This is a genomic window from Acidobacteriota bacterium (genome assembly GCA_028875725.1).
GTDB lineage: Bacteria > Acidobacteriota > Thermoanaerobaculia > Multivoradales > Multivoraceae > Multivorans.
The window spans coordinates 1-15,620 of record JAPPCR010000021.1; the positions used below are offsets into that span (position 1 = coordinate 1).

The window sequence follows — 15,620 nt, forward strand, 5'->3', positions numbered from 1 at the left end:
GATCGTCCCCACGTTCACGTGCGGCTTCGTACGCTCGAACTTCTCCTTCGCCATGCCTCGACTCCTCGCTATCTCGCTTGATCTCTCTGGATCTCGTTGAACCTCTGAATCTCGTTGATTTCTCGCATTCGTTTCAGCCAGTCGCCCTGGCTACGACTTCCTCGCTCACGGTGCGCGGCGTCGGTTCGTAAGACTCGAACTGCATCGAGTAGTTCGCCCGGCCCTGGGTCGCGGAACGCAGGTCGGTCGCGTAACCGAACATCTCCGCGAGGGGCACGCGGGCGTTGACGATCTGCGTCCTGCCGTGCATCTCCATGCCGAGCACCTTGCCCCGGCGCGAGCTGATGTCCCCGATCACGTCGCCCATGTACTCCTCGGGCGTCGTGATCTCGACCGCCATCACTGGCTCCAGCAGCACCGGACCGGCGTCCCTGGCGGCGTCGCGCCAGGCCATCGAACCGGCGATCTTGAACGCGACCTCGGACGAATCGACCTCGTGGGAGCTGCCGTCGTAGACCTCGACGGCGATCCCCGTGACCGGATAGCCGGCGAGCGGACCCGATTCGAGCGCCTCGGAGATGCCCCGTTCGATCGACCGGATGAACTCCCTGGGAATCACGCCGCCCTTGCTCACGTCCTCGAACTCCATTCCCTCGCCTCCGATCGGCCGCACCCGCAGGAGGCAGTGACCGTACTGGCCCCGGCCGCCGGACTGGCGCACGAAGCGCCCTTCGCCGGCGGATTCCAGGGTGATCGTCTCGCGATAGGCCACCTGGGGGCGGCCGACGTTCGCGCCGACGCGGAACTCCCGGATCAGCCGGTCCGTGATGATGTCAAGGTGGAGTTCGCCCATTCCCGAGATCAGCGTCTGGGCGGTGTCCGGATCCGTGTGGACCCGGAACGTCGGGTCTTCGCGCATCAGCTTCTCGAGCGCGAGACCGAGCTTCTCCTGGTCCGCCTTCGTCTTCGGCTCGATCGAGACGGACAGGACGGGCTCGGGAAAGTCCATCGACTCGAGCACGATGGGCGCCGAAGGCTCGCAGATCGTGTCGCCCGTCGTCACGTTGCGGAGACCGACCGCGGCAACGATGTCGCCGCACCAGACCCGCTTGACCTCCTCGCGCTTGTTCGCGTGCATCTTGAGCAGCCGGCCCACGCGCTCCTTGCCGCCGCGGTTCGCGTTCAGCACCGATTGCCCCGTCTCGATCCGGCCAGAGTAGACGCGCAGGTAGGCGAGCTGGCCGACGAACGGGTCGGTCATGATCTTGAACACGAGGGCGCTGAAGGGCGCGTCGTCCGACGGCGCGCGGGCAGCGCGCTCGTCGCCCTCGACGATCCCCTCGATCATCGGCACGTCGAGCGGTGACGGCAGGTAGTCGAGGACCGCGTCGAGCAGCGGCTGTACGCCCTTGTTGCGAAACGCGGATCCGCAGAACACCGGCTGCAGGCTGTTGGCCACCGTAGCCCGGCGCAGCGCCGCCCGCAGTTCGTCGCTCGTGACTTCGGCTCCGGAGAGGTACTTCTCGAGCAGTTCCTCGTCCGTCTCCGCCACGGCCTCGACCATCGCCTCGCGAGCCGCCAGCGCCAGGTCGGCGTACTCCTCGGGAATGTCCGTGATCGTGAACTGCGCTCCCAGGCTCTCGTCCTCGTAGATGTAGGACGACATCTCGACCAGATCAATGACCCCGGCAAAGGCGTCCTCGCGGCCGAGCGGCAACTGCAGAACGACGGGCGTAGCGCCGAGCCGTTCGCGCATCATCCGGACGCAGCGGTCGAAATCCGCGCCGACCCGGTCCATCTTGTTGACGAAGGCGATCCGCGGCACGCCGTAACGGTCCGCCTGCCGCCACACCGTCTCGCTCTGCGGCTCGACGCCGGCGACCGCGTCGAACACCGCGACGGCGCCGTCGAGCACGCGCAGCGAACGCTCGACCTCGGCGGTGAAGTCGACGTGGCCGGGGGTGTCGATGATGTTGATCCGGTGGTCCTGCCAGGTGCAGCTCGTGGCGGCCGACGTGATCGTGATCCCGCGCTCCTGCTCCTGCTCCATCCAGTCCATCGTCGCTGTGCCTTCGTGCACCTCGCCGATCTTGTAGTTCACGCCGGTGTAGTAGAGGACGCGCTCGGTCGTGGTCGTCTTGCCCGCGTCGATGTGCGCCATGATCCCGATGTTCCGGGTCTTCTCCAACGGGACGTTTCTGGCGGTGGCGGTGGACATGGTGCGGGGAACGAACGGTTGGCGGTGAATCAGGTTTGACGGGCAGAATCGTGACGGGTCTCTAAGGGTTCAACGCGGGAGTCGCCGCCCTGCGGGAAGGCGGCGACGCAACGGGACGGGCCGTGGACAACCGGCGGCCGGAAACGCGATCGCGACCCGCACGGAGCGGGCCTCGCGCCGTTCGCTACCAGCGGTAGTGGGAGAAAGCCCTGTTCGCTTCTGCCATCCGGTGGGTGTCCTCTTTCCTCTTGATCGCAACTCCGCGGTTCTCGGCGGCGTCGAGCAGCTCGCCGGCCAACCGCAGTCTCATCGTCTTCTCACTCCGACCCTTCGCCGCCTGAATCAGCCACCGCATGGCCAGGGCGAGCTTGCGCGCGGGCCGCACTTCCATCGGCACCTGGTACGTCGAACCGCCGACACGCCGCGACTTGACCTCGACCGCGGGCTTCACGTTGTCGATCGCCTTCTGGAAGACCGTGACCGGATCCTCCTCCCCGGTCCGCTCCTTGATCGTGGTCAGGGCGTCGTAGAGGATGCGTTCGGCGACCGACTTCTTGCCGTCCTTCATCAGGACGTTGACGAACTTGCTGACCAACTGCGAGTGGTACAGCGGGTCGGGGAGTATCTGTCGCTTCGGGACTTCACGGCGTCGAGGCATGAGGCAGCTCCGGTGATCAGGCCTTGGGGCGCTTGGCGCCGTACTTGGAGCGTCCCCGCCGACGATCGTCGACGCCGACCGCGTCCAGGGTGCCGCGAATGACGTGGTAGCGGACACCGGGCAGATCCTTCACCCGGCCTCCGCGAATGAGCACGATGGAGTGCTCCTGGAGGTTGTGCCCGACGCCCGGAATGTAGGTCGTGACCTCGATGCCGTTCGTTAGACGCACGCGCGCCACCTTGCGCAACGCCGAGTTCGGCTTCTTGGGCGTCTGCGTGTACACGCGAACGCACACTCCCCGCCTCTGCGGCGAGGCCTGGAGCGCCGGGCTCTTGGTCTTCGCGACCTGGCGTTGGCGGCCCTTTCGGACCAGTTGACGGATGGTGGGCATGGGTGCTCTTGCTCCAGCAGGCTCTCTAGGTTCTCTCTTCGCGCTGGCGCCGGAACTCCGGCATTCCTGCGGGCCCGCCGCCGCGCACGGTGCGGGCCAAATCCGAGCCGACCCGGGGCGACCCGAGGCGACCGAAGACGAGCAGACCAGCCAACCGCGTGGAACGCCAGAAGCGCGCGGCACCGGGCGCACCCGGTTCAGAGCCTGACTCGCTGAGTGAAGTTGGGACTGTCTCTCGGCTCGCCCCGCGCGAGCCGCACAAGGGCGCGAACGTTAGCAGAAAGGCCGGATTCGGGGCAAGCCCGAAACCCCCTTAGTTGTCGCCTTCGCTCAGCACCTGCGGCATCGTGCGGATGAACTCCTCCGGGTAGTCGTAGTTGTACAGGTCGTCGGCCACCAGTTCCGGCGTCGGATACACCACGTCCTCGATGTGGAAGTCGTGGTAGTGGTCCATGCCGGTACCGGCCGGGATCACCCGCCCGACGATCACGTTCTCCTTCAGTCCGCGCAGATGATCCACCCTGCCGCTGATCGCGGCCTCGGTCAGCACCCGCGTGGTCTCCTGGAAGCTGGCGGCCGAGATGAAGCTCTCGGTGGACAGCGAAGCCTTGGTGATCCCGAGCAGCAGCGGCCGGCCGATCGCCGGAGTGCCCCCCGCCGCGGTCACCCGTTCGTTCTCCTCCTTGAATCGCCAGCGATCGACCTGCTCATCGATCAGGAAGTCCGTGTCGCCGACCTCCTCGATCTCGACCGAGCGCATCATCTGGCGCACGATCACCTCGATGTGCTTGTCGTTGATCGCCACGCTCTGGGAACGATAGACCTCCTGGATCTTGTCGACCAGGTAACGCTGGAGCTCCCGCTCGCCCTTGACCCTGAGGATGTCGCGCGGGTCGATGTTCATCGTCTCTCCGACGAGAACGTCCCCGGCACTGACGAACTCGCCGTCCTGCACGTTGACGTGGACGTTGCGGGCGACCGTGTACTCCTGGGCCTCGCCCGCCTCGTTCTCGACGGTGATGACGCGGTTCCCCTTCACGAACTCCTTGCCCAAACGGACGACGCCGTCGATGTCGGCGATGACCGCCGCCTCGCCCCGCGGCTTGCGGGCCTCGAAGAGCTCCTGGACCCGCGGAAGACCGCCGGTGATGTCCTTGGTCTTGGTCGTTTCCCGCGGGATCTTCGCCAGCGTGTCGCCGGGATGGACCTCGGCGCCGTCGTTGACCACGAGATGCGCTCCCACCGGCAGCGAGTAGCTCCTCGCTCCGGTCGCATCAAGAACCTTCAGCGCAGGAGCCCGCTTCTCGCTCTGCGACGCCTCGACGATGATCCGTTCGGTCAGTCCGGTTACCTTGTCCGTCTCTTCGCGAACGTTCTCGCCGTCCACGATGTCGTGGAACTCCACGCGTCCCCCGACCTCGGAGAGGATGGCGGAGGTGAACGGATCCCACTCGACCAGGTCGGTTCCCGGCTCGACTTCCTGGTTCTCGCGCACGAGAAGGTGGGAGCCGTAGGTCAGCGGGTGGCGCTCGAGTTCACGGCCCGCCTCGTCGACCAGAACCAGCTTGCCGTTCCGGTTGACGACGACCAGGGCGCCTTCGCGGCTGTCGACCGTGGCGACCTGGATGAGCTTGACCCAGCCCTTGTTCCGCGCCGCGTGCCGGGACTGTTCCGAAACGCGGCTGGCGGTGCCGCCGAAGTGGAACGTGCGCATCGTCAACTGCGTGCCGGGCTCGCCGATCGACTGGGCGGCGATGACGCCGACGGCTTCGCCGAGGTTGACGCTGCGGCCAGTCGCCAGGTTGCGGCCGTAGCACGCGGCGCAGACGCCGCGGCGGGTCTCGCAGGTCAGCACCGAGCGGATCTTCACCCGCTCGATACCCGCCGCCTGGAGGTTGTTCGCCATCCTCTCGGTGATCCCGTCGCCGACCGAGAGGAGCTGGTCGCCGGTCATCGGATCGAAGATGTCCTCCTGGCTGACACGTCCGACCAGGCGGTCGCGCAGCGGTTCGAGGGTGTCTCCGCCTTCCATGATCGCACCGACGACGATTCCGTCGATCGTGCCGCAGTCCTCCTCGGTGACGATCACGTCCTGGGCGACATCGACCAGGCGGCGCGTCAGGTAGCCCGAATCGGCGGTCTTGAGCGCCGTGTCGGCCAAACCCTTGCGGGCGCCATGGGTCGAAATGAAGTACTGCAGGACGGACAGGCCCTCGCGGAAGTTCGCGTGAATCGGGGTCTCGATCACCTCGCCCGACGGCTTGGACATCAGGCCGCGCATGCCCGCCAACTGCCGAACCTGCTCACGGGAACCTCGGGCGCCCGAGTCGGCCATCAGGTTGATCGGGTTGAACTCGCCCCGTTCGGCCTCGACGTCCTTCATCTCGCGGAACATCTCGCTCGAGACGTTCTCCGTGACCCGATGCCAGATATCGATGATCTTGTTCTTGCGCTCACCAGCGGTGATGACGCCCGCGCTGCGCTGCTTCTCGATCTCCAGCACCTCGCCGCGCGCTTCCTCGATCAGCTTCTCCTTCGTCGACGGCACGACCATGTCGTCGACGCCGAAGGAGATGCCGGCCCGGGTCGCGTACTGGAAGGTGATCTCCTTGATCTCGTCAAGCATCCTGACCGCCAGGTCGGCACCGTGGCGGATGTAGCAGTAGCCGACCAGATCCTGGAGGCCGCGCTTGCGCAGCAGACCGTTGATGAACGGCAACTCGTTCGGCAGGTGATCGTTCAGGATGACCCGGCCGACGGTGGTTTCGACCACCTCGCCGTCGAGCTGCTGCAGCTCCGCGTGGACGATGTCCTGCGTGTCGTGCTGCGCTCCGAGATCGACATACGGGCCGCTCAAACGCAGACGAATCGGTGTCTGCGTCTCGACCACCGCGTCCTCGAGCGCGAACAGGACCTCGTCGACGCTGGCGAAGGTCCGCCCCTCGCCGAGCGCGCCCGGCCGGGGCATGGTCAGGTAATAGCCGCCCAGAACCAGATCCTGACTGGGCACCGCCAGCGGCCGGCCGTGGGCCGGACTCAGGATGTTGTTCGAGGCCTGCATCAGCACATGGCTCTCGATCTGGGCCTTGGGCGAGAGGGGCACGTGAACCGCCATCTGGTCGCCGTCGAAGTCCGCGTTGAACGCGGCGCAGACCAGGGGGTGAATCTGGATCGCCTTGCCCTCGATCAGGACCGGCTGAAACGCCTGGATGCCCAGACGGTGAAGCGTGGGCGCGCGGTTCAGGAGCACGGGATGATCGCGGATCACGTCGTCCAAAGCGTCCCAGACAACCTCCTCCTCCCGCTCGACCATCTCCTTGGCGGCCTTGATCGTGCCGACGTACTCGCGCTCTTCCAGCCAGCTGTAGATGAACGGCTTGAACAGTTCGAGCGCCATCTTCTTGGGGAGTCCGCACTCGTTCAGCCTCAGGTCGGGACCAACCACGATCACCGAGCGCCCCGAGTAGTCGACGCGCTTGCCGAGCAGGTTCTGGCGGAAGCGGCCCTGCTTGCCCTTCAGGGTGTCGGACAGGGACTTGAGCGGACGGTTGTTCGAACCCTTGAGGACCCGGCCGCGTCGGCCGTTGTCGAACAGGGCGTCGACGGCCTCCTGCAGCATCCGCTTCTCGTTGCGGACGATGACCTCCGGCGCGCGCAGCTCGAGCAACTTCTTGAGCCGGTTGTTCCGGTTGATGACGCGCCGGTAGAGGTCGTTCAGATCGCTCGTCGCGAAGCGTCCGCCGTCCAGCGGTACCAGCGGCCGCAGCTCGGGCGGAATGACCGGAATCACGTCCAGGATCATCCACTCCGGACGGTGGCCGCTGCGCCTGAAGGCGTTGACCACCTTGAGCCGCTTGGCCGCCTTCAGACGGCGGATCTGGCTGGTGTCGGAGCGCATGACGATCCGGAGTTCCTCGGCCAGTTCATCGATGTCGATGCGGGCCAGAAGTTCCTTGATCGCCTCGGCACCCATCCGGGCGTCGAAGCCGTCCGGGCCGTACTCCTCGCGCAGGTCGCGGTAGCGCTCCTCGGAGACGAGCTCGTTGTCTTCGAGGTCCGTGTCGCCGGGATCGATGACCACGTAGCTCTCGAAGTAGAGGATGCGCTCGAGGTTGCGCAGACTCAGGTCGAGCAGATGGCCGATGCGGCTGGGCAACCCCTTGAAGAACCAGACGTGGCTGGCCGGACTGGCCAGCTCGATGTGGCCCATGCGCTCCCGCCGAACCCGCGAGCGCGTGACCTCGACGCCGCACTTGTCGCAGACGACGCCGCGGTGCTTCATCCGCTTGTACTTGCCGCACAGACATTCCCAGTCCGTCATCGGCCCGAAGATCTTCGCGCAGAAGAGGCCGTCCCGCTCCGGCTTGAACGTGCGGTAGTTGATCGTCTCGGCCTTCGTGACCTCTCCGTAGCTCCAGGAGCGGATCTTCTCCGGTGAAGCCAGCGCGATCTTGATCGCGTTGAAGTCCTTGGCCGACTGCGTCTTCTCGAAACTGGACAGTGGTTGCACCCGCGACCTCCTAGACCTTCATCAACTCGACGTCAAGACACAGACTCTGCAGCTCGCGCACCAGTACGTTGAACGACTCCGGCAGCCCCGGGTCTTCCGGTACGTCGCCCTTGACCAGCGCCTCGTAGGCGCGGCTCCGGCCCTCGACATCGTCGCTCTTGACCGTGAGCAGCTCCTGCAGGGTGTAGGCGGCGCCATAGGCCTGCAGCGCCCACACTTCCATTTCACCGAAGCGCTGGCCGCCGAACTGGGCCTTGCCGCCGAGGGGTTGCTGGGTGATCAGCGAGTAGGGCCCGATCGACCGCGCGTGGATCTTGTCGTCCACCAGGTGGGACAGTTTCAGCATGTAGATGTAGCCCACCGTCACCTTCTGCTCGAAGGCGTCGCCGGTGACGCCGTCGTGGAGCGTGGTCTTGCCCGAAGACGGCAGCTCCGCCTCGTCCAGCAGTTCCTTGAGCCGCGACTCCTGGATTCCGTCGAACACCGGAGTCGCGAACTTGACGCCCAGGGACTTGCCGGCCCAGCCGAGATGCGTCTCCAGAATCTGGCCGACGTTCATCCGGCTTGGCACACCAAGCGGATTCAGCACGATCTCGACCGGCGTGCCGTCCGGCAGGTAGGGCATGTCCTCCTCCGGCAGGATGCGCGAGATGACGCCCTTGTTGCCGTGCCGGCCCGCCATCTTGTCGCCGACCTGGAGCTTGCGCTTCATCGCCACGAACACCTTGACGAGCTTGATGAAGCCGGGAGGCAGTTCGTCGCCCTTCTGGAGGAGCTTGATCTTCTCCTCGTTCACCCGGTGCATAACCTCGATGTAGGAGTCCGTGTGTTCGTAGATCTCCGACACTTCCTTCAGCAGGTCTTCCTGCCTCAGGGGCAGCGCCAGGATCTCGCGCCGGGTCAGGCGTTCGAGATGCTCGTACTCGATCTTCTCGCCCCTCTTCAGGAGGCCCTCGCCGTCCCGGTCCTTGACTCCGGCGGTGGGCTTGAGACCGACCAGAAGATCGGCGATCTTCTTGTTCCGCTCCTCGTGCATGATGCGCGTCTGGTCGCGGATGTTCTTCTCCAGCCGGCCGACCTCCTGCTCCTCGATCTCTAACGCCCGCTCGTCCTTCTCGACACCCTTGCGGGCGAAGATCTTGACTTCAACCACGGTGCCCTCGATGCCCGGAGGCGCCTTCAGGCTTGCGTCCCGCACGTCGCCGGCCTTCTCGCCGAAGATCGCGCGCAGCAGCTTCTCCTCCGGGGTGAGCTGGGTCTCGCCCTTCGGCGTGACCTTGCCGACCAGGATGTCGCCGGCCTTGACCGAGGCGCCGATCCGGATGACGCCGCTCTCGTCGAGATCGGCGAGCGCCGCCTCCGAGACGTTGGGGATGTCCCGGGTGATCTCCTCGGGCCCCAGCTTGGTGTCGCGGGCCTCGATCTCGAACTCCTCGATGTGGATCGAAGTGTAGGCGTCGTCCCGCACCAGGCGCTCGGAAACCAGGATCGCGTCCTCGAAGTTGTACCCGCGCCAGGGCATGAAGGCGACCAGAACGTTGCGCCCCAGGGCCAGTTCGCCTTCTTCAGTCGAGGCGCCGTCGGCCAGGACGTCGCCCCGGGCCACCCGCTGGCCCTCCTCGACGATCGGCTTCTGGTGGACGCAGGTGTTCTGGTTCGATCGGCGGAACTTGGTCAACTGGTAGATGTCGGCGCCGAACTCACGCGGCTCGCCGGTCTCCGGATCCGCGCCCTCGACCCGGACGATCACCCGGTCGGCGTCCACGGAATCGACGACGCCGGCACGCTGGCACAGCACCACGGCACCCGAGTTCCGGGCGACGATCCCCTCGAGCCCGGTGCCGACGATCGGCGAATCCGAGCGCAGCAGGGGTACCGCCTGGCGCTGCATGTTCGAACCCATCAGAGCGCGGTTGGCGTCGTCGTTCTCGAGGAACGGAATCAGGGCCGCCGCCACGCTGACGAGCTGCTTCGGACTGATGTCCATGTAGTCGACGCGTTCCCGGTCGACCGTCACGAAGTCCCCGCGGGCACGCGCCACCGGCCGCTCGTTCTCGAGGAAGCCCCTGTCGTCGATCTTGGCGTTGGCCTGGGCGATGATGTACTTCTCTTCCTCCCAGGCAGTGAGGTAGAAGGCCTGCGGCTCGGCTTCCACCTGCCGCTTCTTGTTCCGCTTCAGGCGGTTGTTCTCCGCCGTGAGTTCGTCGGCCGAGACGATCTGGCCTAGGGCGAACGTGCCGTCGCCGGGCTTGATCACCTTGAAATGGTCGATGACCCGGCCGCCCTCCACCTTCTTGTAGGGGCTCTGGATGAAGCCGTAATCGTTGATCTGGGCGTAGGTCGCCAGCGAGGAGATGAGGCCGATGTTCGGCCCCTCGGGAGTCTCGATGGGACAGATACGGCCGTAGTGCGAGGCGTGCACGTCGCGGACCTCGAAGCCCGCGCGCTCGCGTGACAGTCCGCCCGGGCCAAGCGCGGACAGCCGCCGCTTGTGGGTGACCTCGGACAGCGGGTTCGTCTGATCCATGAACTGCGAGAGCTGGGACGAACCGAAGAACTCCTTGATCGCCGCGATGACCGGTTTGGAGTTGATCAGGTCGTGCGGCATCGCCGAGTCGATGTCCTGGTGCACGGACATCTTCTCCTTGATCGCCCGCTCCATGCGCACCAGACCGACCCGGAACTGGTTCTCGAGCAGCTCGCCGACCGCGCGCACCCGGCGATTGCCCAGGTTGTCGATGTCGTCGACCCGGCCCACGTCCTTCTGCAACTGCAGGAGGTACTCGATCACCCGGTAGAAGTCCTCCGCGGAGAGGGTCTTCTGGTCGACCGGCACTTCCGTCTCGAGCTTGATGTTGAACTTGAAGCGGCCCACCCGGGAGAAGTCGTACCTCTTGGCGTCGAAGAACATCCCGTAGAACAGCGAACGGGCGCTCTCGTGGGTCGGCGGGTCGCCGGGACGCATCCGCCGGTAGATCTCGATCTGCGCTTCCTTGGTGTCCTGGGTCGTGTCCTTGGCCAGGGTGTTCGAGATCGTGGCGCCGCATAGCTCCCAGTCGGGGAAGAACACCTCGAGTTCGCTGTGGTTGCGTCCGTCGAGCCGTTCGTCGAGATCCTCGGGAATCGGCTCGTTCGCCTCGAGCAGCACCTCGCCGGTGTCCGCGTCGATCACGTCGGCGATCAGGAAGGCCGGCTCGAGCTCCTGCGGGCCGACCTCGGCCTCGATGTTGTCGCCGGCGTCGAGCCGCTCGATCGCCGTCTCGTCCAGTGTCAGACCGGCGAAGACGCTGTATCGGTGACGCACGCCCCGGCTCGAGCGTTCGCGCAGGCGTTCGCGCTCCAGCACCTCGGGTCCGATGCCGAGGCGGTACACGCCGCCGCCCTCGATCGTCAGCGGTAGCGCGGTGTAGAACTGGCGGAGAATCTGCTCGTTCGTCTCCAGGCCCAGGGCGCGAAGGAACACGGTGCCGTAGAACTTCCGTTTGCGATCGATCCGGACCGAGAGGATGTCCTTCTGGTCGTACTCGAACTCGACCCAGGAGCCGCGATAGGGGATGATCTTCGCCAGGTAGACGCGCTTGTCGCGGGTGAAGAAGACGCCGGGACTGCGGTGCAACTGGCTCACGATCACCCGCTCGGTACCGTTGATGATGAAGGTGCCGGTGTCGGTCATCAGCGGGATCTCGCCGAAGTAGACCTCTTCCTCCTTGGCGTCCCGCATCATCCGCTGGCCGGTTTCCGGGTCCTTGTCGTAGACGAAGAGCCGGAACGTGACCTTGAGCGGCACCGCGTAGGTCATGCCCCGTTCCCGGCACTCCGGCATCGAGTACTTGAGCTGCAGCTCGACCGGCCCGCCACAGGTGTCGCACTTGGTCACCCGGTTCGCGTTGACCGCGCCGCAGCTCGGGCAGCCGACGCTGTCCTCGAGCGGGTGGTCGGTCATGATCTTCGCGCCGCAGTTCGTGCACGACATGCGCAGGTACTCGAGGCCCTTCAGGTCGCCGCAGCGGCACTGCCAGTCGCCGATCGAGTAGCTCACGAAGTCGAGCGAACAGGTCTCCCGGAAGTCCCAGAACGGGAAGATCCCCGTGAAGACCGCCTGCAGGCCGTGATTCTCCCGCTCCTCCGGGAGCAGGCTCATCTGCAGGAACCGATCGTAAGAGCGGCGCTGCACCCCGATCAGGTCGGGGATGGCCAGCGTCGTCTCGATGGTCGAGAAGTCGATCCGCCCGTTGCCGTTGCCGTTGCGGTGACCGTTCTGCGCAACTGAAATGTCCGTCATGCTTCGATGTCCTCTACGTCAGATCCCCTGCACGAGGTGAAAACGCACGAATGCCGCCCCGGCACTGGCCTCGGAAAGAGACCTGGGCGCCGGGTCGCGGTTGGCCGGCCCGATTCTACGCCGACCCAGGGAGAGATCGCGAGCCGAAATGACTACTTGACCTCGGCCTGACCGCCGGCCTCCTCCAGTTTGCCCTTGACCTCTTCGGCCTCTTCCTTCGAGACGGCCTCCTTGACCGCGACCGGCGCCGACTCGACCAGGTCCTTGGCCTCCTTGAGACCCAGGCTGGTGACCTCGCGCACGACCTTGATCACGGCGATCTTCTTGTCGCCGAAGGAGGTCAACTGAACGTCGAACTCCGTCTTCTCCTCGGCTTCCTGGGCCTCGCCGGCGCCCGCCATGGCCGCCATCGGGACCGCCGCCGCCGCCGCCGAAACGCCGTAGTGCTCTTCGAGCTCCTTGACCAGCGTGTTGAGCTCCAGGACGGTCATCTCGTCGATCTGTTTGATCAGATCCGCTGCTGCTACTGCCATCTTCTTGGCTCCCTCATGGTTCACCGGCACCGGCTCGGCGCCGCGTTTCCAAACTTCCTGACAGGGCCGGAATCAGCCCCCACTCTCCTGGCCTGGTTCCTTCTGATCTGCAACCTGGTTCAGGGCACGGAGGAACTGCGGCGTGATGTCCCCAAGCCCCCGCACCAGCCGCGCGATCGGCGACTGGAGCAGGAACAGGAGCTTCGCCACCAGCGCCTCCCGGCTGGGCAGACTGGCGATCTCCTTGATCGCGTCCGCCGACACCTGCTGGCCGTCCACCAGGCCGGCCTTGAACTCGAGGACCGGCACGTCTTCCGCGAACTCGGTCAGCGTTTTGGCCAGCCCCACCGGATCGTCTTCGCTGTAGGCGATCGCGGTCGGCCCGACCAGGTGATCCGACAGAGCGCCGAGACCGCTGTCCTCGAACGCGAGCCTGGCGATCCGGTTCTTGACCACCGAGTAGCTTCCGCCCGCCGTTCGCACGCGGCGCCTCAGATCGTTCACCTGCCCCACCGTGATGCCGGAGAAGCCCACCAGGAACACGTGCGGCGCGTCCGCCATGTCGCCCTGGTAGCTGGCCAGCAACTCGGCCTTCGTCTCCCGTGTCAGTGCCATCTCTCTCGACCTCCTCGTGACCGGCCCGGCAGATCAGGCGGTCTCGACCGCGGCGGCTTCGGACGAGTCGACCCGCACGCCCGGCCCCATCGTCGAACTCAGATTGACCGAACGCAGGTACGTACCCTTGGCGGCGCTCGGACGCGCACGCATGATCTCGGAGAACAGCGCCGTTGCGTTCTCCACCAGGCTCTCCGTGTCGAACGAGACCTTGCCGAGCGGCGCGTGAACGACGCCCGCCTTGTCGACGCGGAAGTTGACCTTGCCCGCCTTGATGTCCTCGATCGCCTTCGCCACATCGGGAGTGACAGTGCCGGTCTTTGGATTCGGCATCAGGCCGCGCGGCCCGAGGACGCGGCCCAGGCGACCCACGACCCGCATCATATCCGGAGTAGCCACCACGGCGTCGAAGTCCAGCCAGCCTTCCTGGATCCGGCTCGCGAGTTCCTCGCCGCCCACGTGATCGGCGCCCGCCGCTTCCGCCTCCTGCAACTTCTCCCCCGACGCGAACACCAGCACCCGGACGGTGCGACCCGTACCGTGCGGAAGGACCACGGTGCCGCGCACCATCTGGTCCGCGTGCCTCGGGTTGACCCCCAGCCGGATCGCGATCTCGACGGTCTCGTCGAACTTCGCGAAGCTGCCGTCCTTGATCCTCTGCAGCGCCTCTTCCAGACCGTACGGCCGGTCTTCCACCGCCGCCCTCGCTTCGTCGTACTTCCTGCCTCGAGTGGCCACGCGCGTTCTCCCTTGAGCCTCTGTTCCCGATGCTTCCGTGCCGCTCAGGCGACAATCTCCAGGCCCATCGAGCGGGCCGTGCCGGCGATGATCCGGCAGGCTCCCTCCAGGTCGACCGCGTTCAGATCCGGCATCTTCGTGCGGGCGATCTCCTCGAGCTGGGCCTGAGTGACCTGGCCGACCTTGTCCCGGTTCGGCTCGGAAGACCCCTTGTCCTGGGCCGCGGCCTTCAGCAGGAGAACCGCCGCCGGCGGCGTCTTGGTGATGAACGAGTAGGAGCGGTCCGCATAGACGGTGATCACGACCGGGATGATCATCCCGGCTTCGCCCTGCGTCCTGGCGTTGAACGCCTTGCAGAAGTCCATGATGTTGAGGCCCGCCTGACCCAGCGCGGGCCCCACCGGAGGCGCCGGCGTCGCCCCGCCAGCGGGGATCTGCAGCTTGATCTGCCCGGCTATCCTCTTGCCTGTCGTTTTCTGCGCCATCGTTCCTACCTGGTTGTGCCTGAGTCGCTAATCGCGGTCAGCCTGCTGTTCGCCCGGAGCTCTCTCCCTCAGGTCTTCTGGACCTGCAGGAACTCGAGTTCCACCGGCGTCTGGCGACCGAAGATGGTCACCATCACCTTGAGCGTGCTCCGCTCGAGGTTGATCTCCTCCACGGTGCCCGTGAAGTTGTTGAAGGGACCATCGACGATCTTCACCAGCTCGCCCTTCTCGAACAGGTACTTCGGCTTCGGCTTCTCCTTGGCGGTGACGACCTTCTCGATGATCGCGTCGACCTCGTCCTGACCGAGCGGTGTCGGCTCCTTGCCGGTGCCGACGAAGCCGGTCACCTTGGGCGTGTTCTTGACCACGTGCCACGCCTTGTCGGAGATCTTCAGGCGCCCGTCGCCCCGCGGTTCGCACTCGATCTCGACCAGAATGTAGCCGGGGAAGAACTTCCGCTGCGTCTCCCGCTTCTTGCCGCCCTTCAGTTCGACGATCGTCTCCGTGGGAATGCGTACCTCGCCGAACGCATCCCCCATGCCGTGAGCCTCGGCGCGCTGCCGCAGCGTCTCCCGGACGCGCTCCTCGTATCCCGAGTACGTATGCACGATGTACCACTGCCGCCGCGGCCCCGAGGCCTCCTCGGCGCCGCCCTCCGCGACCTCTACGCTGCCCATGGCTGCCGTTTCGACTTCGCTCATCGCGTGCTCCCCACCGTCGGCCGGTTCCGGCTCACTGCCCCAGGAGAAGGTTGTTGAGACCGTTGTAGAGGCGCAGGATGACGACGTCGGCTATCCACAGGAAGATGGCGAAGATCACGCTCGTGATCAGCACCACGACCGTGGTGCCCACGACCTCCTCCCGCGAGGGGAAGGTCACCTTCTTCATCTCGGTGCGCACTTCGCCCAGGAAGGCGCCGAGCCTGCGGACACTTGCCATCTGCGTTCCTCCGACTCCCTCTGTGTTCCCTGAAACCGGCCTCCGCCTTTGTCCGGACGCCCAATCCGTGTTGCCGTCTACGTCCTCCGAAGGAAGGTCTGGCAGGCCAGGAGGGTCTCGAACCCCCAACCTTCGGTTTTGGAGACCGATGCTCTACCAATTGAGCTACTGGCCTGAATCTCCCAACTCGAGCAGATACCGATTACTCGGCGATGTCGGTGACGGTGCCGGCGCCCACCGTGCGGCCGCCC

Annotated in this window: 11 protein-coding genes and 1 tRNA gene; all 12 read right to left on the bottom strand. The window is 65.8% G+C overall.

Translation table 11 applies throughout. The features are described 5' to 3' along the window. Positions 1 to 133: 133 nt before the first annotated feature. The 12 genes from fusA to OXI49_15495 all read right to left on the bottom strand — a co-directional run bounded on the left by fusA (position 134) and on the right by OXI49_15495 (position 15,544). The gene (fusA, locus tag OXI49_15440; GenBank protein ID MDE2691900.1) at positions 134 to 2,218 is read right to left on the bottom strand and encodes an elongation factor G; all 2,085 of its coding nucleotides are present in this window, start codon (positions 2,216 to 2,218) and stop codon (positions 134 to 136) included. Positions 2,219 to 2,402: 184 nt separating this feature from the next. Then, positions 2,403 to 2,876, bottom strand: a complete 474-nt coding sequence (gene rpsG / locus OXI49_15445; GenBank protein ID MDE2691901.1) for a 30S ribosomal protein S7 — start codon at positions 2,874 to 2,876, stop codon at positions 2,403 to 2,405. 16 nt (positions 2,877 to 2,892) lie between these two features. Further along, positions 2,893 to 3,267, bottom strand: a complete 375-nt coding sequence (gene rpsL, locus OXI49_15450; protein ID MDE2691902.1) for a 30S ribosomal protein S12 — start codon at positions 3,265 to 3,267, stop codon at positions 2,893 to 2,895. A gap of 313 nt (positions 3,268 to 3,580) precedes the next feature. Next, positions 3,581 to 7,777, bottom strand: coding sequence for a DNA-directed RNA polymerase subunit beta' (gene rpoC / locus OXI49_15455; protein ID MDE2691903.1), 4,197 nt, complete (start codon positions 7,775 to 7,777; stop codon positions 3,581 to 3,583). A 10-nt stretch (positions 7,778 to 7,787) separates the two neighbouring features. Next, positions 7,788 to 12,059 carry a DNA-directed RNA polymerase subunit beta gene (gene rpoB, locus OXI49_15460; GenBank protein ID MDE2691904.1) on the bottom strand — a complete coding sequence of 1,424 codons (4,272 nt, stop codon included), beginning with the start codon at positions 12,057 to 12,059 and terminating at the stop codon, positions 7,788 to 7,790. 152 nt (positions 12,060 to 12,211) lie between these two features. Further along, positions 12,212 to 12,592, bottom strand: coding sequence for a 50S ribosomal protein L7/L12 (gene rplL, locus OXI49_15465; GenBank protein MDE2691905.1), 381 nt, complete (start codon positions 12,590 to 12,592; stop codon positions 12,212 to 12,214). A 72-nt stretch (positions 12,593 to 12,664) separates the two neighbouring features. Continuing rightward, positions 12,665 to 13,207, bottom strand: coding sequence for a 50S ribosomal protein L10 (gene rplJ, locus OXI49_15470; protein ID MDE2691906.1), 543 nt, complete (start codon positions 13,205 to 13,207; stop codon positions 12,665 to 12,667). A 33-nt stretch (positions 13,208 to 13,240) separates the two neighbouring features. Beyond that, a complete protein-coding gene (gene rplA, locus OXI49_15475; GenBank protein MDE2691907.1) occupies positions 13,241 to 13,945 on the bottom strand; it encodes a 50S ribosomal protein L1 in 705 nt (234 codons plus the stop codon). A gap of 44 nt (positions 13,946 to 13,989) precedes the next feature. Continuing rightward, positions 13,990 to 14,430, bottom strand: coding sequence for a 50S ribosomal protein L11 (rplK, locus tag OXI49_15480; GenBank protein MDE2691908.1), 441 nt, complete (start codon positions 14,428 to 14,430; stop codon positions 13,990 to 13,992). Between the two features lie 68 nt (positions 14,431 to 14,498). Further along, complete coding sequence (gene nusG / locus OXI49_15485) at positions 14,499 to 15,107, bottom strand: transcription termination/antitermination protein NusG (GenBank protein MDE2691909.1); 609 nt, start codon at positions 15,105 to 15,107, stop codon at positions 14,499 to 14,501. A 55-nt stretch (positions 15,108 to 15,162) separates the two neighbouring features. After that, positions 15,163 to 15,369: a preprotein translocase subunit SecE gene (secE, locus tag OXI49_15490; protein MDE2691910.1), complete on the bottom strand. Its 207-nt coding sequence runs from the start codon at positions 15,367 to 15,369 to the stop codon at positions 15,163 to 15,165. A 99-nt stretch (positions 15,370 to 15,468) separates the two neighbouring features. Then, a tRNA-Trp gene (locus OXI49_15495) sits at positions 15,469 to 15,544 on the bottom strand. Positions 15,545 to 15,620 lie beyond the last annotated feature (76 nt).

What these genes read in the sequence shown, in the direction of transcription:
- fusA (MDE2691900.1), bottom strand. Translation starts at nt 2,218, where the DNA reads ATGTCCACCGCCACCGCCAGAAACGTCCCGTTGGAGAAGACCCGGAAC.
- rpsG (MDE2691901.1), bottom strand. Translation starts at nt 2,876, where the DNA reads ATGCCTCGACGCCGTGAAGTCCCGAAGCGACAGATACTCCCCGACCCG.
- rpsL (MDE2691902.1), bottom strand. Translation starts at nt 3,267, where the DNA reads ATGCCCACCATCCGTCAACTGGTCCGAAAGGGCCGCCAACGCCAGGTC.
- rpoB (MDE2691904.1), bottom strand. Translation starts at nt 12,059, where the DNA reads ATGACGGACATTTCAGTTGCGCAGAACGGTCACCGCAACGGCAACGGC.
- rplL (MDE2691905.1), bottom strand. Translation starts at nt 12,592, where the DNA reads ATGGCAGTAGCAGCAGCGGATCTGATCAAACAGATCGACGAGATGACC.
- rplJ (MDE2691906.1), bottom strand. Translation starts at nt 13,207, where the DNA reads ATGGCACTGACACGGGAGACGAAGGCCGAGTTGCTGGCCAGCTACCAG.
- rplK (MDE2691908.1), bottom strand. Translation starts at nt 14,430, where the DNA reads ATGGCGCAGAAAACGACAGGCAAGAGGATAGCCGGGCAGATCAAGCTG.
- nusG (MDE2691909.1), bottom strand. Translation starts at nt 15,107, where the DNA reads ATGGGCAGCGTAGAGGTCGCGGAGGGCGGCGCCGAGGAGGCCTCGGGG.
- secE (MDE2691910.1), bottom strand. Translation starts at nt 15,369, where the DNA reads ATGGCAAGTGTCCGCAGGCTCGGCGCCTTCCTGGGCGAAGTGCGCACC.